Source organism: Streptomyces sparsogenes subsp. cuspidosporus (assembly GCF_039532705.1).
Lineage (GTDB): Bacteria > Actinomycetota > Actinomycetes > Streptomycetales > Streptomycetaceae > Streptomyces > Streptomyces sparsogenes.
Genome location: NZ_BAAASD010000022.1, coordinates 99,993 through 126,479, shown reverse-complemented (window position 1 = coordinate 126,479; position 26,487 = coordinate 99,993). Strand labels below are relative to the sequence as shown.

At 72.3% G+C, this 26,487-nt stretch carries 27 protein-coding genes and 2 pseudogenes; 14 read left to right on the top strand and 15 right to left on the bottom strand.

Annotated elements, in window-relative coordinates; translation table 11 throughout:
• Positions 1–119: biotin/lipoyl-containing protein (locus ABFY07_RS24600; protein ID WP_346176573.1), on the top strand; the 119-nt coding region annotated here is incomplete at its 5' end.
• Between the two features lie 319 nt (positions 120–438).
• Here the strand turns inward: ABFY07_RS24600 and ABFY07_RS24595 are convergent.
• Complete coding sequence (locus tag ABFY07_RS24595) at positions 439–1,350, bottom strand: alpha/beta hydrolase (protein ID WP_346176567.1); 912 nt, start codon at positions 1,348–1,350, stop codon at positions 439–441.
• Positions 1,351–1,550: 200 nt separating this feature from the next.
• On the opposite strand from ABFY07_RS24595, the gene ABFY07_RS24590 reads away from it, so the two are divergent.
• Entirely contained in the window at positions 1,551–2,357 is an 807-nt protein-coding gene (locus ABFY07_RS24590) for a 4'-phosphopantetheinyl transferase family protein (RefSeq protein ID WP_346176566.1), read from the top strand.
• Positions 2,358–2,383: 26 nt separating this feature from the next.
• On the opposite strand, the gene ABFY07_RS24585 is transcribed toward ABFY07_RS24590, so the two are convergent.
• Complete coding sequence (locus ABFY07_RS24585; protein WP_346176565.1) at positions 2,384–3,031, bottom strand: response regulator; 648 nt, start codon at positions 3,029–3,031, stop codon at positions 2,384–2,386.
• Complete coding sequence (locus ABFY07_RS24580; RefSeq protein ID WP_428836998.1) at positions 2,995–4,311, bottom strand: sensor histidine kinase; 1,317 nt, start codon at positions 4,309–4,311, stop codon at positions 2,995–2,997. Before ABFY07_RS24580 ends, ABFY07_RS24585 begins: the two co-directional genes overlap by 37 nt.
• A 223-nt stretch (positions 4,312–4,534) precedes the next feature.
• Between ABFY07_RS24580 and ABFY07_RS24575 the strand changes: the two genes are divergently transcribed.
• The 3 genes from ABFY07_RS24575 to ABFY07_RS24565 all read left to right on the top strand — a co-directional run bounded on the left by ABFY07_RS24575 (position 4,535) and on the right by ABFY07_RS24565 (position 8,072).
• Entirely contained in the window at positions 4,535–6,469 is a 1,935-nt protein-coding gene (locus ABFY07_RS24575; RefSeq protein ID WP_346176563.1) for a serine hydrolase domain-containing protein, read from the top strand.
• 125 nt (positions 6,470–6,594) lie between these two features.
• Positions 6,595–6,798: a hypothetical protein gene (locus ABFY07_RS24570; protein ID WP_346176562.1), complete on the top strand. Its 204-nt coding sequence runs from the start codon at positions 6,595–6,597 to the stop codon at positions 6,796–6,798.
• A gap of 266 nt (positions 6,799–7,064) precedes the next feature.
• Positions 7,065–8,072, top strand: a complete 1,008-nt coding sequence (locus ABFY07_RS24565; protein WP_346176561.1) for a HEAT repeat domain-containing protein — start codon at positions 7,065–7,067, stop codon at positions 8,070–8,072.
• Positions 8,073–8,103: 31 nt separating this feature from the next.
• On the opposite strand, the gene ABFY07_RS24560 is transcribed toward ABFY07_RS24565, so the two are convergent.
• Positions 8,104–8,628, bottom strand: coding sequence for a hypothetical protein (locus ABFY07_RS24560; RefSeq protein ID WP_346176560.1), 525 nt, complete (start codon positions 8,626–8,628; stop codon positions 8,104–8,106).
• A gap of 244 nt (positions 8,629–8,872) precedes the next feature.
• Here ABFY07_RS24560 and ABFY07_RS24555 point away from each other — a divergent pair, with 244 nt between their 5' ends.
• Entirely contained in the window at positions 8,873–9,766 is an 894-nt protein-coding gene (locus ABFY07_RS24555) for a CPBP family glutamic-type intramembrane protease (RefSeq protein WP_346176559.1), read from the top strand.
• 8 nt (positions 9,767–9,774) lie between these two features.
• Here ABFY07_RS24555 and ABFY07_RS24550 read toward each other — a convergent pair whose 3' ends face one another.
• Entirely contained in the window at positions 9,775–10,035 is a 261-nt protein-coding gene (locus ABFY07_RS24550) for a hypothetical protein (protein ID WP_346176558.1), read from the bottom strand.
• A gap of 115 nt (positions 10,036–10,150) precedes the next feature.
• Positions 10,151–10,279 (bottom strand): annotated as a pseudogene (locus tag ABFY07_RS24545) (helix-turn-helix domain-containing protein); the annotation flags it as partial.
• 140 nt (positions 10,280–10,419) lie between these two features.
• On the opposite strand from ABFY07_RS24545, the gene ABFY07_RS24540 reads away from it, so the two are divergent.
• Together ABFY07_RS24540 and ABFY07_RS24535 are read left to right on the top strand one after the other, a co-directional pair.
• Entirely contained in the window at positions 10,420–10,548 is a 129-nt protein-coding gene (locus tag ABFY07_RS24540) for a hypothetical protein (RefSeq protein ID WP_346176557.1), read from the top strand.
• Between the two features lie 90 nt (positions 10,549–10,638).
• A complete protein-coding gene (locus tag ABFY07_RS24535) occupies positions 10,639–10,827 on the top strand; it encodes a hypothetical protein (protein ID WP_346176556.1) in 189 nt (62 codons plus the stop codon).
• A gap of 86 nt (positions 10,828–10,913) precedes the next feature.
• On the opposite strand, the gene ABFY07_RS24530 is transcribed toward ABFY07_RS24535, so the two are convergent.
• Entirely contained in the window at positions 10,914–11,690 is a 777-nt protein-coding gene (locus ABFY07_RS24530; RefSeq protein WP_346176572.1) for an alpha/beta fold hydrolase, read from the bottom strand.
• 112 nt (positions 11,691–11,802) lie between these two features.
• Between ABFY07_RS24530 and ABFY07_RS24525 the strand changes: the two are divergent.
• Positions 11,803–12,634 (top strand): annotated as a pseudogene (locus ABFY07_RS24525) (helix-turn-helix domain-containing protein).
• 118 nt (positions 12,635–12,752) lie between these two features.
• On the opposite strand, the gene ABFY07_RS24520 reads toward ABFY07_RS24525, so the two are convergent.
• Positions 12,753–13,886 carry an epoxide hydrolase family protein gene (locus tag ABFY07_RS24520; protein WP_346176555.1) on the bottom strand — a complete coding sequence of 378 codons (1,134 nt, stop codon included), beginning with the start codon at positions 13,884–13,886 and terminating at the stop codon, positions 12,753–12,755.
• Between the two features lie 63 nt (positions 13,887–13,949).
• Between ABFY07_RS24520 and ABFY07_RS24515 the strand changes: the two genes are divergently transcribed.
• The gene (locus ABFY07_RS24515; protein ID WP_346176554.1) at positions 13,950–15,005 is read left to right on the top strand and encodes a helix-turn-helix transcriptional regulator; all 1,056 of its coding nucleotides are present in this window, start codon (positions 13,950–13,952) and stop codon (positions 15,003–15,005) included.
• 111 nt (positions 15,006–15,116) lie between these two features.
• Here the strand turns inward: ABFY07_RS24515 and ABFY07_RS24510 are convergent, their stop codons facing one another.
• From ABFY07_RS24510 to ABFY07_RS24495, 4 genes are all read right to left on the bottom strand, one after another.
• The gene (locus tag ABFY07_RS24510; RefSeq protein ID WP_346176553.1) at positions 15,117–16,403 is read right to left on the bottom strand and encodes an MFS transporter; all 1,287 of its coding nucleotides are present in this window, start codon (positions 16,401–16,403) and stop codon (positions 15,117–15,119) included.
• 328 nt (positions 16,404–16,731) lie between these two features.
• Positions 16,732–17,919, bottom strand: coding sequence for a methyltransferase domain-containing protein (locus ABFY07_RS24505; RefSeq protein WP_346176552.1), 1,188 nt, complete (start codon positions 17,917–17,919; stop codon positions 16,732–16,734).
• The gene (locus ABFY07_RS24500; RefSeq protein WP_346176551.1) at positions 17,916–18,065 is read right to left on the bottom strand and encodes a hypothetical protein; all 150 of its coding nucleotides are present in this window, start codon (positions 18,063–18,065) and stop codon (positions 17,916–17,918) included. The genes ABFY07_RS24505 and ABFY07_RS24500 overlap by 4 nt, the downstream gene beginning before the upstream one ends.
• A gap of 233 nt (positions 18,066–18,298) precedes the next feature.
• On the bottom strand, positions 18,299–18,682 hold the full coding sequence (locus ABFY07_RS24495) for a hypothetical protein (RefSeq protein WP_346176550.1): 384 nt from the start codon (positions 18,680–18,682) through the stop codon (positions 18,299–18,301).
• 417 nt (positions 18,683–19,099) lie between these two features.
• Between ABFY07_RS24495 and ABFY07_RS24490 the strand changes: the two genes are divergently transcribed.
• The 4 genes from ABFY07_RS24490 to ABFY07_RS24475 all read left to right on the top strand — a co-directional run bounded on the left by ABFY07_RS24490 (position 19,100) and on the right by ABFY07_RS24475 (position 22,888).
• Entirely contained in the window at positions 19,100–20,263 is a 1,164-nt protein-coding gene (locus tag ABFY07_RS24490) for a helix-turn-helix domain-containing protein (protein WP_346176549.1), read from the top strand.
• Between the two features lie 31 nt (positions 20,264–20,294).
• On the top strand, positions 20,295–21,026 hold the full coding sequence (locus tag ABFY07_RS24485) for a class I SAM-dependent methyltransferase (protein WP_346176548.1): 732 nt from the start codon (positions 20,295–20,297) through the stop codon (positions 21,024–21,026).
• Positions 21,027–21,066: 40 nt separating this feature from the next.
• Positions 21,067–21,813 (top strand): SAM-dependent methyltransferase, encoded by a 747-nt coding sequence (locus tag ABFY07_RS24480; protein ID WP_346176547.1) that lies wholly within the window; start codon positions 21,067–21,069, stop codon positions 21,811–21,813.
• Positions 21,814–21,904: 91 nt separating this feature from the next.
• Complete coding sequence (locus tag ABFY07_RS24475) at positions 21,905–22,888, top strand: proline dehydrogenase family protein (protein WP_346176546.1); 984 nt, start codon at positions 21,905–21,907, stop codon at positions 22,886–22,888.
• A 117-nt stretch (positions 22,889–23,005) separates the two neighbouring features.
• Here ABFY07_RS24475 and metK read toward each other — a convergent pair whose 3' ends face one another.
• The 3 genes from metK to fabG all read right to left on the bottom strand — a co-directional run bounded on the left by metK (position 23,006) and on the right by fabG (position 26,376).
• Positions 23,006–24,217 (bottom strand): methionine adenosyltransferase, encoded by a 1,212-nt coding sequence (gene metK, locus ABFY07_RS24470; RefSeq protein WP_346176545.1) that lies wholly within the window; start codon positions 24,215–24,217, stop codon positions 23,006–23,008.
• A 106-nt stretch (positions 24,218–24,323) separates the two neighbouring features.
• On the bottom strand, positions 24,324–25,436 hold the full coding sequence (locus tag ABFY07_RS24465; protein ID WP_065959832.1) for a class I SAM-dependent methyltransferase: 1,113 nt from the start codon (positions 25,434–25,436) through the stop codon (positions 24,324–24,326).
• A 220-nt stretch (positions 25,437–25,656) separates the two neighbouring features.
• Positions 25,657–26,376: a 3-oxoacyl-ACP reductase FabG gene (fabG, locus tag ABFY07_RS24460; RefSeq protein ID WP_346176571.1), complete on the bottom strand. Its 720-nt coding sequence runs from the start codon at positions 26,374–26,376 to the stop codon at positions 25,657–25,659.
• Positions 26,377–26,487 lie beyond the last annotated feature (111 nt).

Sequence of the window (26,487 nt, the reverse complement as noted above, 5' to 3'; positions counted from 1 at the left end):
AAGCGATGAAGATGGAACAGCCCATCAACGCCCACCGCTCCGGCACCGTCAAGGGCCTGACCGCCGAAGTCGGCGCCTCCATCACCGCCGGCGCCGTCATCTGCGACATCAAAGACTGACGACACCACGGACTGACGACATCACGGACTGACGACATCACGGACTGTCGGCATCAAGGGCTGTCAGCATCCACGCGCCTGACTGTTCGGCGGCCCGCCGGGCCCCCGTTCCACCGGCCGCGCCGGATACGGGGGCCCGGTAATTCGTATGGCATCTTCGTGCCACGGGTCTGGGGCGCGAAGCCCACGTGGCAGACCATGGAGCCTGTGATTCCGCCCCAGCGGCATCACCGGTGAACGTGGTCTCCCCCGCGTAACGGGGGCGGGGGAGGCCACGTTCCCGTGCCCGAATCCGGCGCGGGGCCTGCCCGAGCGGGCATCACCCCTTCAGGGTCCGCTCCAGGAACTCCAGGACCGTCTCCGCGTAGCGCTCCGGATGGGTCTTGACGCCCTGCAGATGCCCGGTGTCCGGCAGCGTGTGCACCTCCGCCCGGGGATACCGCTCCGCCAGCGCCCGTACCCCCGCCGCAGGGATCATGGTGTCGCTCTCGCCGGCCAGGATGAGCATGGGCGTGGTCTCGTACGCGCCCCGCACCGCGGGCGGCCACTGCACCCGCAGCATCGCCACGGCCAGCGACGACGCGACCTTCTCCAGCACCTTCCGGGACGGCCCCTGGCGCAGCGGGCCGGGGACCGGCAGCCCGTCGGCGGCGACGAAGTTGCGGAACAGCGGCCGCAGTTCCAGCGACGGGCCGCTGTCGAGGACCAGCGCGTCGACCGGGCGCTCCCCGTCCCTCCTCAGCATGTAGAAGGAGGGGAAGGTGGAGATGGAGAAGCCGTACACGGCGATCCGTGCCGAGGCGTACTCGTCCATCCCGCGCAGGTGGTTCACCACGGCTGCCACGTCGTCGGTGTGCCGGTCGCTCATGCCCCAGCACGCCCGGTCCGCGCCGCTCTTGCCGTGGTTGCGGTGGTCGAACATCGCGACCGTGTAGCCCGCCTGACCGAGCAGCCGGGCCTGGGCGAGGCTCGCGGACTTGCTCAGGCCCAGGCCGTGGCCGAGCACCACCACCCGGCCGGGGTCGCCCGGGCACAGCCACACATGCAGCCGACGCCGCCCGCCGCTCACCGGCACGGATACGTCCGTGCTGGTCAGACCCACGTCCGCGGGCTTCTTGTGGTGCGGTCTGCGGGGCGGGTGGTAGATGAAGTACGAGAGGAAGGCGCCGTACAGCGGAGCCACCGGGAGGGCCAGCGCGGAAGCCGTCTTCGCCCAGATCCCCGTCGCCATGTCGCAAACCTCCATTACGGAAAGTGCCCGGACTGTGCGCGATCGTAGTGGCGCCCCCCGCCGGGCGGACCGGCCCGGAGCCAACGTGTCCTAATTCACCGGGTGCCTTCCGTGCGCCAACCCCTGCCGCGGGCAAGGATGTTGGAGCCGCCCCGGCGCGGGGCGGGTCAGGAGCGGCGCTGCGGGGGGAGAGCGGAATCGTGTCGTACACAGGCTCTGAGCCGGCCGTGAGCGGGGTGGCGGAGGAGGCGTGGGGCCCGGTCCGGGACCTGCCCCGGCCGGCGGACCGCCCCTCCGGGGCCGAGGTGGCCGTGTGGCTGCTGCGGATCCCGCCGGCCGCCGCTGCCGCCGCCGAGTGCGCCGGGATGCTGGACGCCCGGGAGCGCGAGCGGGCCACCCGGTTCCGCGACGACACCCTGCGGGAGCGCTATGTCGCCTCCCATGTGGGGCTGCGGGTGCTCCTCGGCGCGTATCTGGGGATCGCCCCCGGCGAGGTCGAGCTCGTCCGTGAGACGTGCGGCATGCCCGACTGCGACAAGCCGCACGGCCGCCCCGCCGTGGCGGGCGGGGAGCGGCTGCGGTTCTCCCTCTCGCACGCCGAGGACGCCGCGCTGTACGCCTTCGCCGACGCCCCCGTCGGCGCCGACATCGAGGCCCACAACGAGCGGCGCGACGGCACGGTGGTGAGCGGCCTGGCCCGGCAGCTCCACCCCGACGAGCAGGCGGCGATCGAGGCGCTGCCCGAATCGCGGCGCGCGGAGGCGTTCCTCGGCTGCTGGGTGCGCAAGGAGGCCTATCTCAAGGGCATCGGCACCGGCCTGCCCGGCGGCCTCAGGACCCATCACGTCGGCCTGGCCGACCACCTCGCCCCGCCCGGCTCCACCACCCCGCCCGGCTGGTCCCTCGCCGACGTGCCCGCCCCGCCCGGCTACGCCGCCGCCGTCGCGCTGCGCACCGACGGCGCGTCAGCGGCGCGCCCGGTGCTCGGCGCGCTGCGCCTGTCGTGAGTCCGGCCTTCGGGTGAGCCCCGGGGTCACTTCAGATACGCCAGAACGGCGAGGACCCGCCGGTTGTCGTCGTCCGAGACCGGCAGGTCCAGTTTGGCGAAGATGTTGGAGGTGTGCTTGATGACGGCCCGCTCGGTGATCACGAGCCGCTCGGCGATCGCGGCGTTGGAGCGGCCCTCGGCCATGATGCCGAGGACCTCCCGTTCCCGGGCGGTCAGCCGGGCCAGGGGGTCGGCGGCGGAGGAGGAGGTGCCGGCGAACAGCCGGGCGATGACATCGGGGTCCATGGCGGTGCCCCCGGCGGCCACCCGGCGGACCGCGTCGACGAACTCGTCCGGGTCGAACACGCGGTCCTTGAGCAGATAGCCGATGCCGCCGGTGCCGTCGGCCAGCAGCTCCTTGGCGTAGAGCTGCTCCACGTACTGGGAGAGGACCAGGACCGGGAGGCCGGGGATCCGGCGGCGGGCCTCCAGAGCGGCCTGAAGGCCCTCGTCGGTGAACGTCGGGGGGAGTCGTACATCGACGACTGCCACGTCCGGACGTTTCTCGACGAGGGCCTGAAGGAGGTCGGGGCCGGTGTCCACAGCGGCGACGATCTCGAAGTCGTATGCCTCCAGAAGCCTGACCAACCCGTCCCTCAAGAGGAAGAGGTCTTCGGCGAGGACAACACGCACGGCAGCTCCATGGTCAGTGTCGTCGGACCGCCCGTCGGGCTGGTCACGGCAAGGACACCGTCGAAAGTAGCAAGCCGGCGCTCCATGCCGCGCAGTCCCGTGCCGCGGGAGGGGTCCGCGCCGCCCACCCCGTCGTCGCTGACCTGGGCGCGCAGCCGGCCGGTCTCGTACCACAGTTCGACCGTGACCCGCTGGGCCTCGCCGTGCTTGGCCGCGTTGGTCAGCGCCTCGGAGATCGCGAAGTACATGGCGGACTCGACCGGGGCCTCGGGGCGGCCGGGCAGCTCGGCGTTGACCTCGACCTCCAGCGGGCTGTCCATGCCCAGGGCGCGGACGGCGTCGGCCAGGCCGCGGTCGGCGAGCACCGGCGGGTGGATGCCGCGGACCAGGTCGCGCAGCTCGTTCAGGGCGGTGGCGGAGGCCTGGCGGGTGTCGGCGAGGATGGCGCGGGCCGCCTCCGGGTCCTTGGCCAGCAGCCGCTCGGCCACGCCCAGGTTCATGCCCATCGCGACCAGCCGGGCCTGGGCGCCGTCGTGCAGGTCCCGCTCGATGCGGCGCAGCTCGGCGGCAGAGGTGTTGACCGCGTCGGTGCGGGTCTCGGTGAGGTGGCGGACCTGGCGCGACATCTCGGTGGGAGCCAGCAGCGACTTGGCGAGCAGGGCGTGCAGCCGGATCAGGTGCGGGCCCGCGGCCAGGCCGCCCAGGATGATCGGGACGCCGAGGGCCGCGGCCATCAGGGCGGAACCGTCGCTGGTCACCTTGATCATCGCGTACCAGTTGTTGCCGCCCCCGTCCGCGATGTCCTCCCAGACCAGCGGCATGATCAGGCCGAAGACCCCCCAGCCCACCAGCGCCAGCGGCAGCACCGCGATGACCAGCCCGACCACCGGGCTGACCAGCGTCCAGGCCAGGTCGCGCCAGGTCGCGGGGTCGGTGAGGATCCACTGGTTGCGCTGCATCAAGCCCTTGAAGCCCGGCTCGGGAGCGGGCTGCGGCCGGTACGGGTCCTCGATCTCCACCCCCGACCACTGCCCGGCCAGCCGGCGGGTGATCGCCGTGGTTCCCCGCAGGGCCACCGCGAGGGCGGGCACCAGGAGCACCCCGATGCCGACCCCCAGCAGCGAGATCGCGGTCACCATCAGGCAGAAGAGCAGCACCTCCCACGGAGCGAGCGCGGCCAGCGCCAGCCCGCGGCCCATGGCGCGCACCCCCCGGACGGGCCAGGGGCCGCTGCCGCCGGCCTGCCGTCCGCCGGTCCTCTCGTCGCTCATGACGCTCATCTCGTAACCCCCTCCTCGGTGCGGCCCTTCCGCCGCTGTGTGCCCTTCAGTCTGCCGTGGTGCGCCCGCCCCGGCACTGGACCCGGGTGGCGTTTCGGGGGGTGTAGTCAGGTCCCCCACAAGACGCCACCCAGGGCCCTCGGCCTACCGCCGCGCCGCGAGTTGACTTGTCGTCATACGAGAAATGTCCCCCGCGTCCCTCTGTGAGTGAAGGAGCCGGTAAATGAACGCTCGACGCAGCGCTACCGCGGCGGTGTCCCTGCTGCTCGCCGTCCTCATGACCGTGCTGGGGACGGCCGCCTCGGCCTCCGCCGCGCCCGGCTCGCCACGGCCCCGGAGCCTCACCGCCCTGATCGACTCCATCGTCGAGAGGCAACTGGAGGACTACCGGATCCCCGGCGCCGCGGTGGTCGTGGTCTCCGGCGGGCGGCAGGTGCTGGCCAAGGGGTACGGCGTGGCCGACATCGACCGCGGCACCCGGGTGGACGCCCGCCGTACGGGGTTCTTCATGGGCTCGGACGCCAAGGTGTTCACCGCCATGGCGGTGCTCCAGCAGGTCGAGCGGGGGAAGCTCGACCTGCGGGCCGACGTCAACCGGTATCTCGCCCGCCACAAGGCGGCCTTCACCATCAAGGACACCTACCCCGGGCGGCCGGTCACCGTACGCGACCTGCTGACCCACACCGCCGGGTTCGACAACAGCATCATCGGCCGTGCCACCGCCCACCCCGAGGACGCCGAGCGGCTCGGCGAGAGCCTGGCCGAACACCAGCCCCGGCGGGTGCGCCCGCCCGGCGAGGTCTCCAGCTACGACAACTACGGAGTGGCCCTGGCCGGCTACCTGGTCGAGCTGGTCTCCGGCGAGCCCTTCGCCGGGTACCTGAACCGCCACGTCCTGCGGCCGCTCGGCATGACCCGCACCTCGTTCGCCCAGCCCCACCCCGCCGCCATCGCCACCGAACGGGCCGGCGGCTACCGCCCCGACGGCAAGCGGCAGGTCCCCGCCGAGGGCCAGTACGGCGCCTGGACCCCGACCGGCGCCGCGGCCGTCACCACCGCCACCGACATGGGCCGGCTGATGCTCGCCCAGCTCGCCGGCGGCAGCCTCGACGGCCACCGGGTGCTCGGGGCGACACTGACCCGGGCCATGCAGCAGCGCCAGTTCGCCAACGACCCGCGCCTGCCCGGCATCGGCTACATCCTCGAACAGCGCGACCGGGACGGCCACCGCATGCTCGTCAAGGACGGCGACATCCCCGGCTTCCACGACAACCTCGCGCTGCTCCCCGACCGGGACACCGGCGTCTACGTGGCCTACAACGGCGACGGCGAGGACGGCCGCGCCTCCTGGGCCGGCCAGGAACTCGTCAACCTCGTCGCCGACCACACCTTCGGCACCCCGCGCCGCCCCGCCGTCACCCGCCCCGGCGAGACCGGCGAGTTCGCCGGCTTCTACCGCTCCACCCGCACCAGCCACTCCGACCTCACCCGGGCCGCCGCCCTGACCAGCTCCGTACGGGTCACCAGCGGACCGGACTCCACCCTCACCACCACCGGCCCGCTCAGCCGCGACCCGGGCGTCACCGAGCAGCACTGGGTGCGCGTCGGCGACGGCCTCTTCCAGGAGAAGGGCGGCCAGGAACGCCTCGCCTTCAAGGACGGCAAGCTCTTCCTGGCCTCCGACCCCACCGTCGCCTACGAGCGGCTGCCCTGGTACGAGTCCCCGGTGCTGCACCAGCAGCTCCTCCTCGGCTCCCTCGGCGTCCTCCTGCTGTCCGTCACCGCCTGGACCCTCGGCGCCCTCGTCTCCCTCCGCCGCGGCTCCGCCTCCGCCGCCCCGGCCGGTGCCCGGCTCGCCCGCCTGCTCGCCTGGACCACCGGCGTCCTGCTGACCGTCGCCACCGGCTGCTTCGCCCTCCTGGTCGCCGACCCCAACTCCCTCAACCAGACCGTCTTCCTCGGCGACTCGCCCATGCTCAAGCTCGTCCCCGTCCTGGTGAAGGCGGCCCTGGGCACCACGGCGGCGGTCCTGGTGTGCGCCGTCATCGCCTGGTGGCGCCGCTGGTGGGGCTGGGCGGCCAGGCTCCACTACAGCGCGGTGGCGCTCGCCGCGGTGCTCTTCCTGGCGGTCGCGGGCAACTACCACCTGGTGAGCTGACGCCCGCTCGTCCTTCCGGCGACGGCCTGCCGGTTCAAGGTTCGCGCAAGCTTTGGGCACGGTTCGACCGACAGGCTCATGCACCACTGACAGGCTCATGCACCACCGACCAAGGGGAGACGCCCATGAGCATCGGAGCAAAGATCGCCACGACTTTCGCGGGAAGCGTCCTGGCCCTGAGCGCGGCGGTCGTACCCGCCGTCGCCTCGCCGTCGGCGTCAGCCGCCGCGCCGACCGGTACGGCGGCCGGCCCGGTGCAGGGCGCCTGGCTCACCGTGCCGCCCGGCACGGTGGCCGGAGTGACCGCCGACACGCCGGTTTGCTGCTGAGGGCGCCCGACGGCCGCCCGGGAGGGGCCGGCGGGGCAGGGGGCCCGGAGGGGCCGGCAGGGCGGGGGCCCGCCGACCCCTCCCGGGCGCGCCGGAGACCGCGTCAGGGCCGGGCGGGAGACCGCGTCAGGGCCGGGCGGGAGACCGCGTCAGGGCCGGGCGGGAGACCGCGTCAGGGCCGGGCGGGAGACCGCGTCAGGGCCGGGCGGGAGACCGCGTCAGGGTCGGACGGGCTTGCCGCGTCCGCCACGCCTAGGCTGTGTCCCATGTCAGACGCCATTGACGCCCTCATAGGTGACCTCTCGGACCGGGACCGCGAGGTCCGGAGGGCTGCCGAGGACGGCCTGGTCGCGCTCGGAGCCCGGAGCGTCGACAGGCTCCTGCCGTATGTCCGCGACACGCGACGGGACAGCCCGAGGTTCGGAGCCGAGTCCGTCCTGAAGCGGCTGGGCGGCCAGGCGCTGCCCCGCCTCCGGGAGATCCGGCGCCACGGCCCCGGGCACCTGCGCGGCAAGGCCCTGGAGGCGCTGGCCGACCTGGGCGGCGCGGAGGCGCTCGACGAGGCCGACCGGCGCGCCGTGGAACGCCTGGTGCGCATCAAGCTGCTGGACGAGGGCCGGGTGGAACTCCCCCTGGACGCCGGCCGCTGGCTGGCCTTCCCGGCCGACCGGCTCGACGACGCCGTATCCGCTCTCGGGCTGCACGACCTCCGGCCGGCCACCGTCGTGACGGGCGTGGAGGCCGCCACCCGGGCCGCCGACTCCCTCGAGTTCGAGGATTCCCGGGGCGAGAAGCAGACCGCCTACCGGGTCTTCATCACCCCGGAGTTCGACAACTGGCGCGGGGACCCGCCGACCGGGAAGTGGCGTCTGGTGTGGGGGAACGCGTTCGTGGACGAATGCGACGGATTCCTCCTGGCCGACAGGCTCAGCGAGCGGTGCGGGGAGGCGCACTTCTACGTCATCGACCCCTACCACTCCGGCTCGTTGTGGTACGTCGCCCGTGACGGCCGCAGGGTGCGCAGCTACGGCACCTACGACTACCCGGAGTTCAGGGGCAAGCCGCTGCCCTTCGAGATGAGCTACATCGAAGACGCGGCGAACGGCATCGACGAGGAATACGCCGAGGGCGTGTCCGACGCGGGCATCGCGGCCGACCACCTCTCCGTCGAACCCGGCCCCATGCCCATCGAGGACACCCACGGCCACGGCTGGCTCGCCACCACCCACCCCGACGCCCCCAACGCGCGTTTCAAGGGCGCCCTGCCGATCTAGGGGCCGCGCCTGGCGAGGGGGTGATGCCGCCTCAGCCGGGGAAGGCGCGGGCGAACCCGGCCAGGTTCCGCGGGCAGGTCCAGATCTCCCGCGTCATCCGGCCCTCGAACCAGGACTGAGCCCCCTCCTCGTCGGGCCAGTTCTCCTCGTCGGCCAGCGCCGCCTCATGGTCGGCGTCCCGCTCCGGGTGGGCCAGCATCTCCAGGACGTACCGGAAGTTGTCCAGGTCGGCGTCGGACACGTCATCACACGGATGCGCCTCATGCGCACAGGAGACCTGCCCCAGGGTGCGCTCGACCGCGCCCATCGCCTCCAGCACCCGCGCCTCGGCCGCCGCGTCCGGGCGGGCGTAGATCACATACGGGCCTGTCAGCACCAGCCCGAGCGTCCACAGCGCCGCGTCCGGCCCGCCGGCCGCCACGCTCGCCTCCAGATTCCTCGCGCACCTCAGCACCATGGCCGGCGCGTCGCCGAGGTAGAAGCCGTGGCGGATCTCGTCCCACTCGTCGATCAGGTCGTCCCACTCGGCGGGGGTGGCCGTCTCAAGGTCGCTCATGATCCGAGGATGACATGGGGGTCCGACACCGGAGCGGCGGGGTGCCGCCACCACCCGTGAGGGGCCGGCCCGGGACCCGGCCCCCTTTCGTGGCCAGGGAGAGCCCGCCACAGGCTGCCGCTGCTCCTCGGTACGTCGAACGATGTACGCGCATCTCATCTACGGACACGACGCACGCGGCCGAAACGGAACCGAGACTGGCGGAAGCACGGCGGAAGATCACCAGCTCAGCCAGGACGGACGAATGACGAGGCAGCACCCGGGCGGGAAGACCGCCCTTTCCCGATCCAGCGCCCTGGCCAGGGCTCTCCTCGGCGGCCTGCTCATGGCCGCCGCGCTCGGCGTCGGCACGGCCGCGGGCTCGGTCGCCGCGGAAAGGATCGGTCTCACCGGCACGGCGGCCCGGCTGGTCCCGGCCGCTCTGGTCAGCGCACTGGCGGTCGTCCCCGTAACCCTGGCGGTACGGCGGCGTCGAAGCCGGCTCGACGCCCTGGGTTTCGGCGGCGCCGGCGCAGCCCTGCGAGCGTTTTCCGTCGGGGTGGGCGTGACGATGGCGTCGGCGGTGCTCGTCATCGGCGCGGGGACGGCTGGGGGCCTGCTGCGCTGGTCGCGCCCGGACCCCGTGCCGCTCATCGGCTTTCTCGCGTCCAACGCGGTGATCGCGCTCCTGCTGGAGGCCCTGCCCGAGGAAACCACGCTGCGCGGTTACACCTGGACCGCCTTGCGCGGGCGGTTCGGCGGCGCCGCCTCGGCACTCGGCACGACGGCCGTCTTTCTGCTCGTGCCGGGCGCGTCGACGGTGGCGTACGCCGCGACCGCGCGCCTGACCGGCGCCGAGCCCGCCCCCATCGGCGTCGTGCCACCGGGGCAGGACGCCGCCTCCTACCTGGTCCTGCTCCCGGTCTTCGGGCTGACCCTCATCGCGGCCCGGACCGCGGTCGGCCAGGCCCCGCTCTGGGCCTCCATCGGCACCCACCTGACCTTTCTCACCGTCAACCGCGTCACCCTGGAGGGCGACCGGCGCGGCGCCGGCTGGTCGGCGAGCCAGACGACGCCCGACGCGGTACTGCTCGTGCCCGCCTATCTGCTGGTCGCCGCAGTCGTGTTCCTGCTGTACCGACGCACAAGCCGAGCCTGACCCGATCGTCACCGCGCCGGCCGGGCGGCGCGCATCCGGGCAAGGGCCGCAGCGATCCCCTTCCTGTCCAGGGCGCCCGTGGGCATGGTGGCGCCGTGGGCGTGGCGGACGACGCCCCCGGAGTCGATCAGGACGCTCCCGGACTGCTGCATCGAACCGAAGATCTTCCGGCTCAGGCCGACCATCTCGTGCGGCGTGCCGCTGCGGCCGGTCAGAACGGTGAACGGGACCCGGTGTTCCGCCTGCCACACGGCCGCGGTCCGCCGCACGGCGCCGCCGCGGCTGGCTGGTGCGCCGGGGCCGGGCGTCGGCCGGCAGTGGCGGGGGGCCGCTGCTCGCGGCGTCGCGCAGGGCGGCGACCCGGGGTGCGATGACCGCCTCGACCACCCCGGTGAGGGTGCCGAAGTGCCGTAGGACCGTGGCCTTGCCGACTCCGGCGGCCTCCGCGATCCGGGCGAGCGTCACACGGTCGGCGCCCTCCGCGCGGAACAGCGCGTCCGCGGCGTGCAGCACCGCGGCGCGGTCGCGGGACTGGGTCCGCAACCTCCAGGCCGCCACGCGCTGCCGCGTCGAGCGTGACGCGGCCGACGGCGGCGACACCGAGCGCCGGCCGGTGATGGTCGAGGGGTGCGAGGCCGCGGTGGGCGCTCGCGGTGTATCTGCCCCAGGCCGGATACCGGGGCCCGCTGCTGCCGTTCGAGCCGGACGCACCGGTCGACGAGATCGCCCGGCACGTCCACAAGACGGCTGTGCTCCGGCTCGATCCGGCTGACGCGCCCTGAGCGATTCCCCTTTCCTGCGAGCGGGCGGCAGCCGACAATACAGAGCACGGAGGGACCACAGGACGGTTCCACCAGCCGGACGGGGGACACATGCTCTTCGTGATTTCCATGGTGGTCGCATGCGCGGCCGTGGTCGGAGTGTGCTTGGCCGTACTGCGGCGCCGAGGCGGTTCGGGGGAGCGCGGGGCGCTGGAGCGTGCGGCGGCGGCCCAGGGACTCGCGCGGGGGCTGAGCACCGCGAACGCCACGAGGCACAACGTGGGCCCCGGCGGGTTCTGAATCCGGGCCGCAGCATCACGCTGTCACGCGGCGGGGCGTCTGGCGTGTGATCGGGGACGGAGTCGATTTTCAGGCCGCGCGGATGGTCAGGCTGTTGGTGCGAAGGCCGTGATTGCGTCGACGAGGTCGGCCGGAGCTTCCAGCGGGATCAGGTGACCCGTGCTCGGAATCACCGCGAAGTCGGCTCCGGAGAGGTAGGGCACCAGGTTGTCGACGAGCACGTCGACGGGCTCGACACGGTCGTTCTCTCCGGCGACGACGAGGGCGGGAACGCTGATCATGCGGGTGTGCTCGCAGATGTCCTCCGCGATGCCGCGCAGTGGCCACTCCGTGCGGGCGGCGTCGGTGCCGGCCCGCGAGTCGGTCGCGATCTGCGACTTGATCGATTCGGGCAGCTCGGTCGCGGTGAGGATGTGATCCCGTGCGCCGGCGACGGACTCGTCTGAGTCGTAGGCATGGGAAAGGCCTTCCCGGTACTCGGGAGTGATCCCTGCGGCGGGCTTCGCCGGAGCGGAACCGACGAGGATGATCCCGCGGAGGCCGGCGGGCCGGGTCGCCGCTATGAGCTGCGCGACCTTGCCACCCATGGAATGTCCGACGAGGACGTAGTCGGTGACGCCCGCGTCGGCGATCACGGCGAGCGTGTCGTCGGCGAGTTGGCGGAGGGTGTAGGGGCCGGCCAGGTTGCTCGAGCGACTCCACCCGCGGAAGTCGACAGTGAGCATGTCGCGTCCCGCGAGGCGGTCGACGACGAGGTCCCAGGTGCGGGCGGATCCACCCCAGTAGTGCAGAAACACCAGGGTCGGTCCGGTCCCCGGCCGGTGGTCATAAGCGGGCAGTAGCGGCTGCTGCGTCGTCTTCATCGTGACTCTCCCGATCAGTGTCCCGGGGCGGTTGTTCTGTGTGTTCATTGAATCTCCGCCGCTGTGCCGGGGCATCGGCATGACTGGTCGCCTGATGGTGGAAACTGGACAGATGACGGTGATCCGGCAGATGACCTACCAGCCCGTCGGACGCCGCGCCGCCGCTGTCGAAACCATGACGTTCGACCGCCTTCGCGAGCTGAACGACGGCGGGACACAGCGTGCCGACTTCCACGTCCTCGCCGTCGTCGATGCCGGGCACGGATCCGTCACCGTGGACTTCCAGCGACACCCGCTCCAGGACCGGTCCGCGGTGTGGGTCGCTCCTGGAGCTGTGCACCGATGGGATGACATCGCCGGCGTGGCTGGGCACGTCGTGCTGTTCGTGCCGACCGCGCCGGTCACCCACGCCACCCGGGAGCTCGTCGCGTCCCCCGACCTGGTCGCACACTGGAGCGTTTCCGACGCCGACTGGCCGTACGTCGACACCGCGCGCAACCATCTCCTCCTCGAAGCATCCGCCCCACCCGGGGATGTCTCGACGGAGCTGCCCGAGATCCTGCTCTCGGCGCTCATCGCCCGGCTCCGGCCCCCCCCACGCTGAAGCACGGTCGATCAATCCGGTGTTCCGACTGTTCCGGTCCAGCGTCGAAGCGCACTTCCGGGAACATCACGACGCCGGCTACTACGCCCGGACACTGGGATACGCACCCCGCACCCTCTCAAGAGCGGTGCAGCAGGTCACCGGCCGCAGCGCGAAGGCATACATCGTCGATCGGATCGTCCTGGAAGCCAAACGGCTCCTCGCGCACGACCGCCTCACCGCGGCCGCCTGCGCCCACACGCTCGGCTTCCCCGACGCGTCCAACTTCTCGGTGTTCTTCCGGAAGGCGACAGGCATTCGCCCGGGCGCGTGGCAGGCCGAAACGGTGGCCGTCGCGTGAGGGGGTGTGCTTGAGAAGGGCACCATCCATGATCACAGAGCGTCGCAACTCCGTGATCGTCTGGGCCCTGTTACCTGCCTCGCTGCTTGGGCATCACCGTGCCTGTCTGCGCGACCTCTTAGCGGACCTTCTCGAAGAAGGCGCGCATGTCGGCGGCCATGGCGTCGGGCTGGTCCATGGCCAGGAAGTGGTGGCCGCCCGGGTTGTCCGTGGGCCAGTGGACGATGGTGTTGTGCCGCTCGGCGAGCCGCCGGATCCCGGGAGCCCCGCTGTAGACGCCGGTCGGCGCCGCCCTCTGGCCCTCCGGCCAGCCGAAGCCCGTGCTGTCGTACATGGGCCAGGAGGAGGAGCCGAAGGTGTCGGTGAGCCAGTAGAGGGTCGTGTTGGTGAGGATCAGATCGCGGTCGATCAGCTCCTCGGGGAGCTTGTCGGCGACGGTGAACTCCTTGAACTTCTGGATCATCCAGGCCAGCGCGGCGACGGGGGAGTCGTGCCAGCCGTACGCGAAGGTCTGCGGGGCGGCGCGGAGCAGGGCGTGGTGGGGGACGCCGTTCGTCCAGTCCGCCTGCTGGAGCTGTTCGAAGGCCGTGCGCTCCTCCTCGGTCAGCTCGGGGACGTCGCCTTCGGTGGGAATGCCGAGCCCGGCGGTGATGTACACGCCGACCACGTGGTCCGGTGCGGCCCTGGCCACCTCGGGGGCGACGTACGCGCCGAGGTCCCCGCCCTGGGTGCCGTAGCGGTCGTAGCCGAGCCGGTCCATCAGCCGGGCCCAGAGCCGGGCCACCCGGGCGACGTTCCAACCGGTTTCGCGCGGGGGCGCGGAGAAGCCGAAGCCGGGCACGGACGGGACGACCACATGGAAGGCCTGGGACGGGTCGCCGCCGTGCGAGCGGGGGTCGGAGAGACGGCCGATGAGTTCGGCGAACTCGACGAAGGAGTTCGGCCAGCCGTGGGTGAGGATCAGCGGCAAGGCGTCGGCTTCCGGCGAGCGGACATGCAGGAAGTGGATGTCCTGGCCGTCGATCTCGGTCATGAACTGGGGGAATGCGTTCAGCCGCGCCTCCTGTCGGCGCCAGTCGTAGCCGTCCCACCAGTAGTCGGCCAGCTCCTTGAGGTGGGCCAGGGGCACGCCCCGGCTCCAGCCCTCGCCGGGCAGCTGCCTCGGCCAGCGGGTGCGGGCCAGGCGCTCGCGCAGATCGTCCAGGTCGGACTGGGGGATGTCGATACGGAAGGGGCGGAGTTCATCGCTCATGCGGCGACTGTAGGAGTCGTCTAGGCCGGATCCTGACCTAGATGCCCCGGCATGATGGACGCCATGAGCACCCCTTCCGCCCGGCTCCTGGCGTTGCTGTCGTTGTTGCAGACCCCGCGCGAGTGGCCCGGCAGCGAGCTCGCGGACCGTCTGGCGGTCAGCCCCCGCACGGTCCGCCGGGACATCGACCGGCTGCGTGAGCTGGGATACCCGGTGGAGGCGAGCATGGGAGCCGCCGGGGGATACCGGCTCGCCGCGGGCAAGGCCATGCCGCCGCTGCTGCTGGACGACGAGGAGGCCGTGGCCCTCGCGGTCGCGCTCAGCACGGCGGTCGGCAACCCGGTGAGCGGTATCGAGCAGGCGTCCCTGCGCGCCCTGGCCAAACTGGAGCAGGTGCTGCCGTCCCGGCTGCGACACCGGGTCGGCGCCTTCCGGACCGCCACGGAATCGCTGGCCACCGAGAGCCCCTCGGCCGTCGACCCGCACGACCTCGCCGTGACCGCCGCGGCCGTGGCCGGCGGTGAACGGCTCCGGTTCGCCTACCGGGCCGGGGACGGCAGCCGGAGCAGCCGGCTGGTCGAGCCGCACCGACTGGTGCTGGCGGGGCGCCGCTGGTACCTGCTGGCGTACGACAACGAACGCGACGACTGGCGGATCTTCCGCGCCGACCGGATGACCCGCCTCCAGCCCACCGGCGTACGCGTCCCGCCCCGCGAACTGCCCGAGAAGGACGCGGCCGCCTTCGTCACCCGCACCATGTACTCCCTCGCGCCCACCTACGAGGTACGCGCCACCGTCCGCCTCAACGCCGCCCGGGTCGCGGAGCGGCTCGGCGCCGCGCCGGAGGAGGTGCGGCCGATCGACGAGAACAGCTGCGAGCTGCACGGGCGCGCCGACACGCTGGAGTGGCTGGCGTCCCGGCTGCTCATGCTGGGCTGCGACTTCGAGGTCCACGAGCCGCCGGAGCTACGCGATCACCTGCGTACGATCGGGGCCCGTGCCCTCCGCGCCGCCGGAGGTGTGGCGGCCGGAGCCCCGCCGGCCGGAGACCGGGTGGCCGAAGACGGGTCGGGCGGATACCGCGCCGCCGGAGGCGTGGCGGGCGGGCGCCCGCACTGAGCGGCCCACAACGTGCGGGGCACCCGCGCCCTCAGCGGTGCCCCTCAGCGGCGCCGCTCAGCGGTGCCCAGGCGCGCCACCGACCCGTGAGCTGGACATCCGACCCGTGAGCTACAGATCCGAGAGGGACGCCGCACGCTCCCCTCCGCCGGTCGCGACGGGGCGCGTAGAGCGGGGTCGCGGCGCGAGAAGGCGACGCCCGGTGACCAGCGCGGCCAGGCCGGCCGCGGAGCCGGCGAGCGGGACCAGCAGCCCGGCCGCGGCGCCGTGCGCGTCGACGGCCCGGCCCGCGGCGGCGGAGCCCATGGCCAGGCCGAGACCGATCGCCCCCGTCAGCCAGGTGAACGCCTCGGTGGCCGCCCCCCTCGGCACCAGTTGCTCCACGAGGGTGTAGGCGGAGATCAGGGTGGGCGCGATGGCAAGGCCACAGCACAACCCGGCCACGGCGAGGGAGGTCAGCGAGGGCATCGCCCAGAGCGTGGCGCAGCCGACGGCCAGCAGGGCGAAGGAGAACAGCATCCGGTGCGCGACCGACCGCTTCCAGCGCACCATGCCGTAGCCGACGCCGGCGCCCATGCTGCCGCAGGCGAACAGCCCGTAGACCACGCCACTGAGCCCCGCGTGCCCGGCCGCCTGCGCGGCGGCGGTCATGGACACCTGGAGCCCGCCGAAAACCGAGCCCACCCCGAGCAGCGAGCCGGCCAGCAGCCGCACGCCGGGGTAGGCGAGCGCGGGGGCCTGGCGGGTCCGCTCACGGCGGCGCACCGGCGGCGCGCTGCCGCGCCGGGCCGCGAAGAGCAGGCCACCGACAACGGTCAGGGCCGCCTCGGCGACCAGCCCGGCCGCGGGGGCGATCCCGGTGCCGAGCGCCGTGGCCAGGACCGGCCCGACGACGAAGGTGAACTCGTCCGTCACCGACTCGAACGCGAAGGCGGTGGCGAGAGCGGCGGGCGGCCCCTCCCGCAGGGCATGCACCCAGCGGGCCCGCACCATGGCCCCGATCTGCGGCACGGACGCCCCGGCCGCGACCGCCGCGGCGAAGAGCACCCAGGCAGGGGCCGCGCCGAGGGCGAGCCCGACCAGCGCCGCCACGGCAACCCCGTGGACCCCGACGACCGGCACCAGCACGGCCGCCTGCCCGTACCGGTCGGCCAGCCGTCCGATCTGCGGACCGGCTATCGCCTGGGCGACGGCGGCCACGGCGGCCACGGTGCCGGCGAGGCCGTAGGAGTGCGTGGTGCCGGCGACCAGCAGCACGATGCCGAGCCCGAGCATGGCGTAGGGCAACCGCGCGACGAACGCGGGGACGAGGAAGGCCCGGGCGCCGGGGGTGCGCAGCACCGCGCCGTAGCCGATGCGGGCAGGGGTGAAAGACGCGGCCTTGGTGGGGCGCCCCATCGAGTACTTACTTTCCGCTGCCTGGTAGCGCCGCGGGGCCCGTCCCCGCCGAACGCCGAGGGTCGTCCGCTGATGCCACAACCGGGGTAGATACCGCGCGGTGAACCGCGGCCGCCGATCGGTCGGGCCGACCCTGCATCAGGCAGATGTCGCCTGGTCTGGTGAACGGCCACCACTATAGCGGCCCGGCCGAAAGCCTGTTTGTGGTGAGTATCGGACAGCGACACGCCTACGCCAGGGCGTGTCGCTGTCCGATACTCACCACAAAGTGCCCGACATCGGCCTCAGGCCCACCTGACCGTCGCCAGAACCACCTCCCGGGGGACGGCTACCTGCCTGCACGGGCGGGCACCGGATTGTCCGGTGAGTCCAACCAGATTCGTTCACCGCGCCTGTCCACGGTCAGCCCGAAGCGGTCGAAGCCGGGGTGGCCTTCCTCCTCCCACCACCGGTAGGCCGCTTCCGCCTCGTCCCAGAGCCGGCGGGGGCCCGACTGCCACACGCGGGCAGCCGCTCCGTCCCGGAACTGCACGCAGGCCCATGAGCGGTCGGTGAGCCCGTAGAACCACACCGGGCGCGCCCCGTCCTCCTTCTCGGCGACGACGTGTCGGCAGTCGCGGACCAGGAGGCTCAGCGCGAAGCGTTGCGGGCTGAAGCGCTCGGCCACGAACTGGGCTTCCGTGATCGTGGTGGACGACTCGTCGGCGTGGACCACGCTGCCGGGGACGTAGTCGGTGTGCACCACGGGCGGAAGGCGCTGCGCCCGGAGTTTCATGAATTCGACCGGTCCGGTGAACGTGCCCGACGCGCTGTGTCCGTCGTCCGCGACGATCAGCCGGGCCACGGCGTCCCCGTTGCCGTAGTGCGTGCCCCAGGGGGCGACGATGACCCCGTGCGGTCTGCACTGCCGTACCCATGCGAACGGGATCGACCGGAGTCCGCAGGTCGCGAGGATCCGGTCGTACGGCGCCGCATCCGGGCAGCCCTCCAGGCCGTCGCCGTGCACCACGCGCACGGGTGCGCCGAAGCGATCGAGAGTCGCCTTCGCCGTGGCCGCCACCGCCTCGTCCACCTCCACCGTCACGACGTTCTCCGCGCCCAGCCGGTGAGCCAGCAGCGCGGCGTTCCAGCCGGTGCCCGTGCCGATCTCCAGCACCCTGTGACCGACCCGTACGTCCAGGTCACGGAGCATGGAGAACACGACGCTCGGCATCGAGGCGGAGCTGGTGGACACCCGGCCCGGTTCCGTACCCGAGTGTTTTCCGTCGTCCCATTGCGTGACGATGGGCGCGTCGGAGTCCGCGTACCTCAGCCATCCAGCCGGGTCATCTGCTCTGCTGACGGCGATGCTGCGGGCGGTGTGCATATCGAACGGCCACATCAGGTCGGGCAGAAACGCGGAGCGGGGTACCGCCTGGAACGCGGGTGCCCAGTCCGGGGAGAGGACACCGGCGGACATGAGGACGCGCCCCAGCTCGGTACGGCCGGGGCGCTCCTGGTGTGCGTGCGGGGTCACGGGGCGGTGTCCTCATGCGTCTTGGGCGGGTTGGGGACGCCGGGGCCACCGTCCGGAGACGGCGGCTGGTGCGGGCCGGGGTAGGGCTGCCCCGGTAGCTTGTCTCCGTTGCCGCCGTCAGCGGCCGTGGTGATCTGCGACCTCATCGTTTGCTCCTTCATTCTGTTTTACGGGATCCATTTGGGCCACTGGCCCGACGAGCACACCACGCACGGGACCTTGGTCGTGCCCCCGCATGTCACGCATCCCGCGAGTCCGCCGCAGTCGGGGCAGGTGACCTCGCCCCATCCCGCGCAATAACCGCAGTACCACGTGTGCCCGTTGGCGTCCGTCCAGGCCGGAAGGGGCCGACCTGGACAATTGCGTCGCGGGCCCGCCGTCACGGGCCGGGCGTCGTCGAGCCCCGGAGGCGCGGGCGTTGCCGCTTCTCCGACTTCTCCGGGCAGGGGATACCGGTGCGCTCCTCGCAGCGGCAGGGGCGGAACCAGAGGGGGTCGAGAGCCGCTCTGAGGTCTTCGGCGGTGGCTTGGGGGAGGAGTACGGGCCGGGCGCGTCTGGTGTGGGTCCCTCTCCTGACGGCGTTGGCGAGAGCCCGCGCGGCGTCCGGCCGGATGCCGCTGATGTGCACCAGGCTCAGGGGCGACGTTCCGCCCACGGCCGACCAGCCGATGCTCAGCGCCTCGACGCCCGCGAGGGCCAACGCGGACCGGAGTTCGGCGGCGGCCTGTTCGGCGTCCGTCGTGGTGTCGTGGAGGCCGGTCACCGGCCGGCCCCCGCCCGTGCGGGGGTGTAGGGCGGGATGTACGGGGGCGCCGGGTCGGTGTCCCGCATGAGGGGGATGGTCCACCCGAGCGGGATCCGGGGCAGTCGCAAGCGTGTCTGCTCCGCGTGTGACACGGGGCGTGGCATGGGGGTGGGGGCGGTGGTGCGTGTCGGAGGGGGAGTGGGGGTCGGCTGCGGTTCGGGGGTGGCGGTTCGGCGGCCGAACAGGGCCTTTTTCACTCGTCCGAGTGATCGTGGTACGAATTGCATTGTCGTTCTGCTCATTTCAGATCGGCCATGCCCCCGGGCCGCTGCAACGGTCGCGGGGGTCCTGTATGCCTAGTCAACGCCACGCCGCTGACCATGAGTTGCACACTTCTTGCACACTGACCCCGTCTACCGCTGTGGGAGTGGGACCATGGGAAACATGAACGGCGCGAATGTTCCCGGACCCGGCGCCAACATCGTGGCGCTCCGTAAAGATCGCGGGTTGAGCCAGGTGGCGCTGGCTCGCAGGTCAGGGGTGTCCGTCTCCCTCCTCAGCAAAATCGAAGTGGGGGACCGAGCCTTGACGCAGAGCGTAGCCGCCTCGGTGGCCCGGGCGATGGGCCTGACGCTTGATGAAGTGCTGGGCCGGACACCGGAAGCGGACCTCTCCGAACTGAGTTACGCCATTCGGCGATTCGATCTCCCCGGAGAACCGCCACGCGATCCGGAGAGGTTGGCGCTTGAGGTGGATGGCCTCAATCGGAATCGGTGGAACAGCGAACTGGCCGAGGTATCGGCGAAGCTGCCACCCTTGCTGGTGAAGGTGACCAACCAGGCGCACGCGACGGGCCGTCCGAGCGACTGGACCCTCGTCGCCGATGTCTACAGCGTGGTCTATTGGCTGGCCGCCCGGCACCGGTGGATGCACTTGGCGGAACTGGCCACGATGAAACAGCGCCTGGCCGCTGAACGGGCGGATCCGATCGCGGCCATTGTGGCCGCGCGGGACGATGCCGGTACGTTCTTGAATTCGGGCGACTTCGCCGGAGGGCTGGCCATTGTCGACCGTGCCATCGTACGGGCGGAATCCTCTCTTCGAGGGCGCGAGCGGGCCTTTGGGCTGGGCCTCCTGCATCTTCGCGGACTGACCTTGGCCGGGCGCCTCAGGGACAAGCAGACCACGAACCAGCACATCGCGGCCGCGTGGCGTACGGCGGAGGAATTCCCGGAGGACATCGCCGAGCACGGAATCCACTTCGGCCAGGAGAATACGGCCACACACGTCATCTCCACCGCTTCCGACATGGAGCGGCATCGAGAAGCTCTCGACACGGCAGAGGACTTGCTTCGCGCGGGGCTGACGCTTCCGGCCACCCGCGTGGGGCCGCTGTACATGAATATCGGACGCTCGCAATTGGCCCTCGGGGACCGGGACGGCACGCTGGAGTCCCTGGAGAAGGCATGGACCGTGGCGCCCGAAATGGCTGCCGTCCACCCGACCAGCCTGGAACTCACGCGGGTGCTGACGTCCCTGCACAAGCGCAGCAATCCGCGCCTGACCAGGCTCGCGAAGCGGGCCGGAATCGCGATGTGAGGCGTACCCCGGTTGCTCTACCTTCGGGCGCATGGCTGATGAGGAGTTCAGGCACCCGAGGCTGGCCGCGATCTACGATCCGCTCGATCCCGACCGCAGGGACCTGGACGCCTACCTCGACCTCGCGGAGAAGCTCGGGGCGAGGCGGGTGCTGGACATCGGCTGCGGGACGGGCATGTTCGCGTTGCTGCTGGCCGACCGGGGAGTCGAGGTCGTGGGTGTTGACCCGGCCCAGGCGTCACTCGACGTGGCGCGGGGCAAGCCAGGCAGCGAGCGGGTGCGGTGGATCTGCGGGGACGCCACGGCGCTGCCGCCGCTGCGGGTGGATCTCGCCACCATGACGGCGAACGTCGCCCAGCAGATCGTCGATCCGGACGCATGGCGGGGGACGTTGCGGGGCGCCTACGAGGCGCTGCGGCCGGGTGGGCATCTGGTGTTCGAGACGCGGGATCCCGCGAAGCGGGCCTGGGAGGAGTGGAATCGCGAGGATTCGTACCGGGTCACGGAGATACCGGGCGTGGGCGCGGTGGAGAGCTGGGTCGAGGTGACCGAGGTCGCCGGGCCCTTGGTGTCGTTCCGGTGGCATTACGTGTTCGCGGCGGACGGTGAGGTGCTGACGGCCGAGTCGACCCTGCGGTTCCGGGAGCGGGAGGAGGTCGAAGCGGATCTGGCGGCGCAGGGATTCGAAACGCTGGAGGTGCGCGACGCGCCGGATCGGCCGGGTAGGGAGTTCGTCTTCGTTGCCGTTCGGCCGGTGTCGTGATCCACTCGCCATGACCGCATCCGACAGAAGGACACCACGAGTGGATCTCCCACGCTCCATCGTCATCAGCGAACACAGCCACCGCATCCACAACCCGTTCACCAGCGAGAAACTCGCCGCCCTGGGGCAGGCGTTGCGCCTGGAACCGGGGACGCGGGCGCTCGATCTGGCCAGTGGGTCGGGGGAGATGCTGTGCACCTGGGCGCGTGATCACGGGATCACCGGGACCGGGGTGGACATCAGCACGGTGTTCGTCGACAAGGCGCGGGCGCGGGCCGTCGAGTTGGGAGTGGCCGAGCGGGTGGTGTTCGTGCACGGCGACGCGTCGGGGTATGTGGCCGACGAGCCGGTGGATCTGGTGTCGTGTGTGGGCGCCACCTGGATCGGCGGTGGCGTGCCGGGCACGGTGGAGCTGTTGCGGAAGAGCCTGCGGCCGGGCGGCATGATGCTGATCGGCGAGCCGTACTGGCGGCTGGAGCCGCCGGACCAGCGGACCGTCGAGGCCTGCCATGCCGGCAGCAAGGAGGAGTTCCTGCCGCTGGCCGGGCTGATCGAGCGGTTCGGCGGGCTCGGTTACGACGTGGTGGAGATGGTGCTGGCCGACCAGGACAGCTGGGACCGGTACCGGGCGGCGCAGTGGTTGAACATCCGCCGCTGGCTGGACCGCAATCCGGAAGACGAACTGGCCGCCGAGCTGCGGGCCGAGCTGACCACCGCCCCTGTCCGCTACGCCCGGTACGAGCGCGAGTACCTCGGCTGGGGCGTGTTCGCGCTCATGCGTCGCTGACCCACGTGTTTGCGATCCGAGATGCTGATTGCAACCGACCGATCGTTCGGTTAGTGTCGCCCCGCGTCCGTTCCCAGCGATGAGGTGGCACATGATCCCGAAGGATGCGACCGGTGGCGCGACCGGCGACGACGATCTTCTCAGCCGGGTCGCGGATGTGCTCCGCCGGCTGGCGCTCGACGAGAAGCTCAAGGAGCGTGTGCCGGCCGACCCCATGCTAGGCCCCCTGGCGCGGCGCATCGCCCGCCGGTACGTGGCCGGCGAGACGGTGGCCGAAGCGCTGGCGGAGGTCGCCGCGATCAACGGGCGCGGGCATCGTGCCACCGTGGACTACATGGGCGAGAGCTGCCGGGACGCCGCGCAGGCCGACGCCGCGACAGACGTGTTCCTGGACGTGAGCGAGCGCCTGGCCGCGGGCGGGCACGACTCCTCCGTCTCGCTCGACCTGTCCCACATCGGGCTCGCCGTGGAGCCCGGGCTGGCGCTGCGCAACGCCCGCCGGATCGCCGAGGCGACGGCCGCCGCCGGCCAGGAAATGATCATCTCGGCGGAGGGGTCGGACCGCACCGACGCGGTCCTCGATGTCCACGGCGCGCTGTGTGAGCAGTTCGACCACGTCGGGGTCACTGTCCAGGCGCGGCTGCACAGGACCGCCGACGACACGTCTGTCCTGCTGCGCCGCCCCGGGCGGGTCCGGCTGGTCAAGGGGGCGTTCTTCGAGCCGGAGACGATCGCCTACCCTCGCGGCAGCCGCGAGCTCCGCGAGGCGTATCTGAGCTGCGCCCGGGCCCTGGTCGACGGCGGCCACCCGTGCTCCTTCGCCACCCATGACTGGGACCTGCTCGGCGAACTGGAGTCGATGGTGGCCGGCGGCGCCCATGACCGGGCCGCGCCGTGGGAGTTCGAGACCCTGCTGGGCCTGGGGCCGGATCGGGTCGCCGCTATGCGCGAGAAGGGGCACCCCACCCGGGAGTACGTCGTCTACGGCACCGAGTGGTGGCTGTATGTGTGCAACCGGATCGCGGAGGACCCGCAACGGCTCTTCCACGCAGTCGCCGACGCCGCGGGGCGGTAGGGGCCGGCTCGAGTCGGAGTGTGGTGAGTATCGGACAGCGACACGCCGACACCACGGCGTGTCGCTGTCCGATACTCACCACAAACTCAAGACGTTGCTCCTACCGGGCCCCCGCAGTCACAGGCCCGCCGCCGCGCGCAGCTTGGCCGCGCGGTCGGTGCGCTCCCAGGTGAACTCGGGGCGCCCGAAGTGGCCGTAGGCGGCGGTCCGGGCGTAGCCGGGGCGGAGCAGGTCGAGGTCGCGGATGATGGCGGCGGGGCGCAGGTCGAACACCTCGGCGATGGCGTCGGTGACCCGCTGGACGGCCACCCGGGCGGTGCCGAAGGTCTCCACGAAGAGGCTGACCGGCTCGGCCTTCCCGATGGCGTACGCGACCTGCACCTCGCAGCGGTCCGCGAGGCCCGCGGCGACCACGTTCTTGGCGACCCAGCGCATGGCGTACGCGGCGCTGCGGTCCACCTTGGAGGGGTCCTTGCCGGAGAACGCGCCGCCGCCGTGGCGGGCCACGCCCCCGTACGTGTCCACGATGATCTTGCGGCCGGTCAGGCCCGCGTCGGCCATCGGGCCGCCCTGCACGAACCGGCCGGTGGGGTTGACCAGCAGCCGTACGTCGTCGGTGGCCAGCCGGACGCCCTCGGCGCGCAGTGCCTCCAGCTCCGGCTCGACGACACGTGCGCGGATGTCGGGGGTGAGCAGCCCGGCGAGGTCCACATCGGCGGCGTGCTGGCTGGAGATGACGACGGTGTCGAGCCGTACGGGCTTGCTGCCCCGGTACTCGACGGTCACCTGGGTCTTGCCGTCGGGGCGCAGATACGGCACGGTGCCGTCCTTGCGGACGGCGGTCAGCCGGCGGGCCAGCCGGTGGGCCAGGGTGATCGGGAGGGGCATCAGCTCGGGGGTCTCGTCACACGCGTAGCCGAACATCAGGCCCTGGTCACCCGCGCCCTGGCGGTCCAGGTCGTCGACGACCGCGCCGGAGCCGTCGCGGACCTCGTACGCCTGGTCGACGCCCCGCGCGATGTCCGGCGACTGGGCGCCGAGGGCCACCGAGACGCCGCAGGTGGCGCCGTCGAAGCCCATGGTGGAGCGGTCGTAGCCGATGTCGAGGACGCAGGCGCGCACCAGGGCCGCGATGTCGATGTTCCGGGCGGTGGTGGCGATCTCGCCCGCGATGTGCACCTGGCCGGTGGTCAGGAGTGTCTCCACGGCGACCCGGGCGCGGGGGTCCTGGGCGAGCAGGGCGTCCAGGATCGTGTCGCTGATCTGGTCGGCCATCTTGTCGGGGTGGCCTTCGGTCACCGATTCGGAGGTGAAGAGGCGGGTGGGCATGGTGTGTTCTCCCTCGGCATGGGTCCTCAGGGGTGCTCCCCGGCGCGCGGGGTCGCGCCGGGGAGCGGGGGAGGTGGCTTTCGGAGTGGCCTGTTCGCGCGGGCGGTCAGGAGCGGCGGGCGAGCAGCACCCGGTGCATCGGGGTGTCGAGCAGGCCGACTCGGCGCAGCCCCGCGTCCGCCAGCCACTGGTCGTAGTCGTGCACGGTGAAGGCGTCGCCGCCGCCGGTGGCCAGCATGGAGGCGGCGAACAGCCGGAAGAACTTGTTCTGCACCGAGCCCTCGCCGCGGTCCTCGTCGACGATGTGGTCGGCGATCGCGATCACCCCGTCCTCCGTCAGCCCCTTGGTGGCCTTCAGCAGCAGCTCGCGTGCCGACTCGGGGGTCTGGAGGTGGAAGATGTTGACGAACAGCGCGAGGTCGGTGCCGCTGCCCCAGTCCTCGCTCCAGAAGTCCACGACCTCGCCCCGGAACCGCTCGGCGACCCCGAGCTGCGTGGCCTGCCGGGCGGCGATCGGGATGATCCGCTCGGCGTCCAGGCCGCGGGCGGTCAGCTCCGGGAACTCGCGCAGCAGCAGGTGGCTGTAGATGCCGGTGCCGCAGCCGACGTCCAGCAGATTCGCGGAGCGGCCGGTGGTCCAGCCCAGGTCGCGCAGGGCGCCGGCCAGCGCCCGGGTGATCGGCGGCGCCCAGAAGTTGATGCCGCGGACCAGTGAGGTGTAGTCCTCCTCCGATATCTGGTTGAGCTGCTGTGCGCCGTCGGCGGCGCGGGCGCCGGAGCGGACGTTGTCGGCGAGGTGGCGCCAGGCGTTCCAGGCGACGTTGCGGTCGTGGCCGATCTTCCCGGCGAGGCTGAAGAGCCCGTGGGGCGCGAAGACGCCGTGCAGCTCGGCCGGGAGGGTGTAGACGGCCTGGCCGTCGTCCCCTCTGGTGCGCTGGACGACGTCGTACGCGTACAGGCCGTCCAGCAGGACGCGGGTGGCCCGCAGGTCGGTGTCGAGGATCTCGGCGAGCTGGGCGGCGGTGGCCGGGCCGACGGCCAGGGCGGCGAAGGCGCCGAGGTCCTGGGCGGCCTCGATGACGCCTGGTGCCCACATGCCGATCAGGTGCTCGTACAGCCGGTGGGCGGCCCGTACCTCGCCGTCCAGGGCCTCGGGGAAGGCGGTGGTGTCGACGAGCGGGGTGAGGTTGGCGGACGCGGTGGTGGCGGGGATGGTCATGAGGCCGGCTCCTTGGTGAGTCGCGGGGCGGGGACGGGTCTGTGGTGGGCTGGGCTGTGGTGAACGAGGCTGTGGTGGACGGCGGTGTCGTGGGTGAGGCTGTGGTGGGCCGGGACCGGGACCGGGACCGGGACCGGGGGCGGGGGCGGGGCCGGGCGGTGCGGGCCGCGGCGGGCCGGGGCCCTGCGGTGCGGGCCGTGGTGGGCCGTGGGCGGCGGCGTCACAGCACGATCCCGCCGTCGATCTGGAGCACGGACCCGGTGATGTACGCGGCCTTGTCGGAGGCCAGGAAGGACACGGCCTCCGCGACCTCCTCCGCGGTGCCGAACCGGCCCAGCGGGACGGCCGCGACGGCGCGGTCCCGCTGGTCGCCGCTGAGGGCGCCGGTCATGTCCGTCTCGATCATCCCGGGGGCCACCGCGTTGGCGCGGATGCCGTACCGGCCGACCTCCTTGGCCAGCGCCCGGGTCATGGCGACCATCCCGGCCTTGGAGGCCGAGTAGTTGCCCTGCCCCGGGTTGCCGTAGACCCCGGACACCGACGAGAGCGTGATGATCGAGCCGGCCTTGCGCTTGACCATCGGGAACAGCACGGCCCGGCAGACGTTGGACGCGCCGTCCAGGTTGGTGGTGAGCACCGCCCGCCAGTCCTGGTCGGACATCATCAGCATCGGCTTGTCGCGGGTGATGCCCGCGCTGGCCACGGCGACGGCGATGGGGCCGAGCTCGCGCTCGGTGCGCGCCACCCATGCGCGTACGGCCTCGCCGTCGGCGATGTCCAGGCGCTCGGCGAGCGAGCCGGCCCCCACCTCGGCGAGTTCCTTGCCGAGCTGCCGGGCCGACTCCTCGTCGGAGCGGTAGCAGAAGCTGATCGCGTAGCCGTCCCGGGCCAGCCGCAGCGCGGCCGCCCGGCCGATGCCCCGGGACCCGCCGCTGACCAGCGCGACCGGCGGGGCCGGCGCGACCGGCGGCGCGGCGGAGGTCGCGGAGGCATCGGAGGCCGAAGGGGCCGCGGGGGTCGCAGAGGCCGCAGGGGCCTCGGAGGCCGCGGG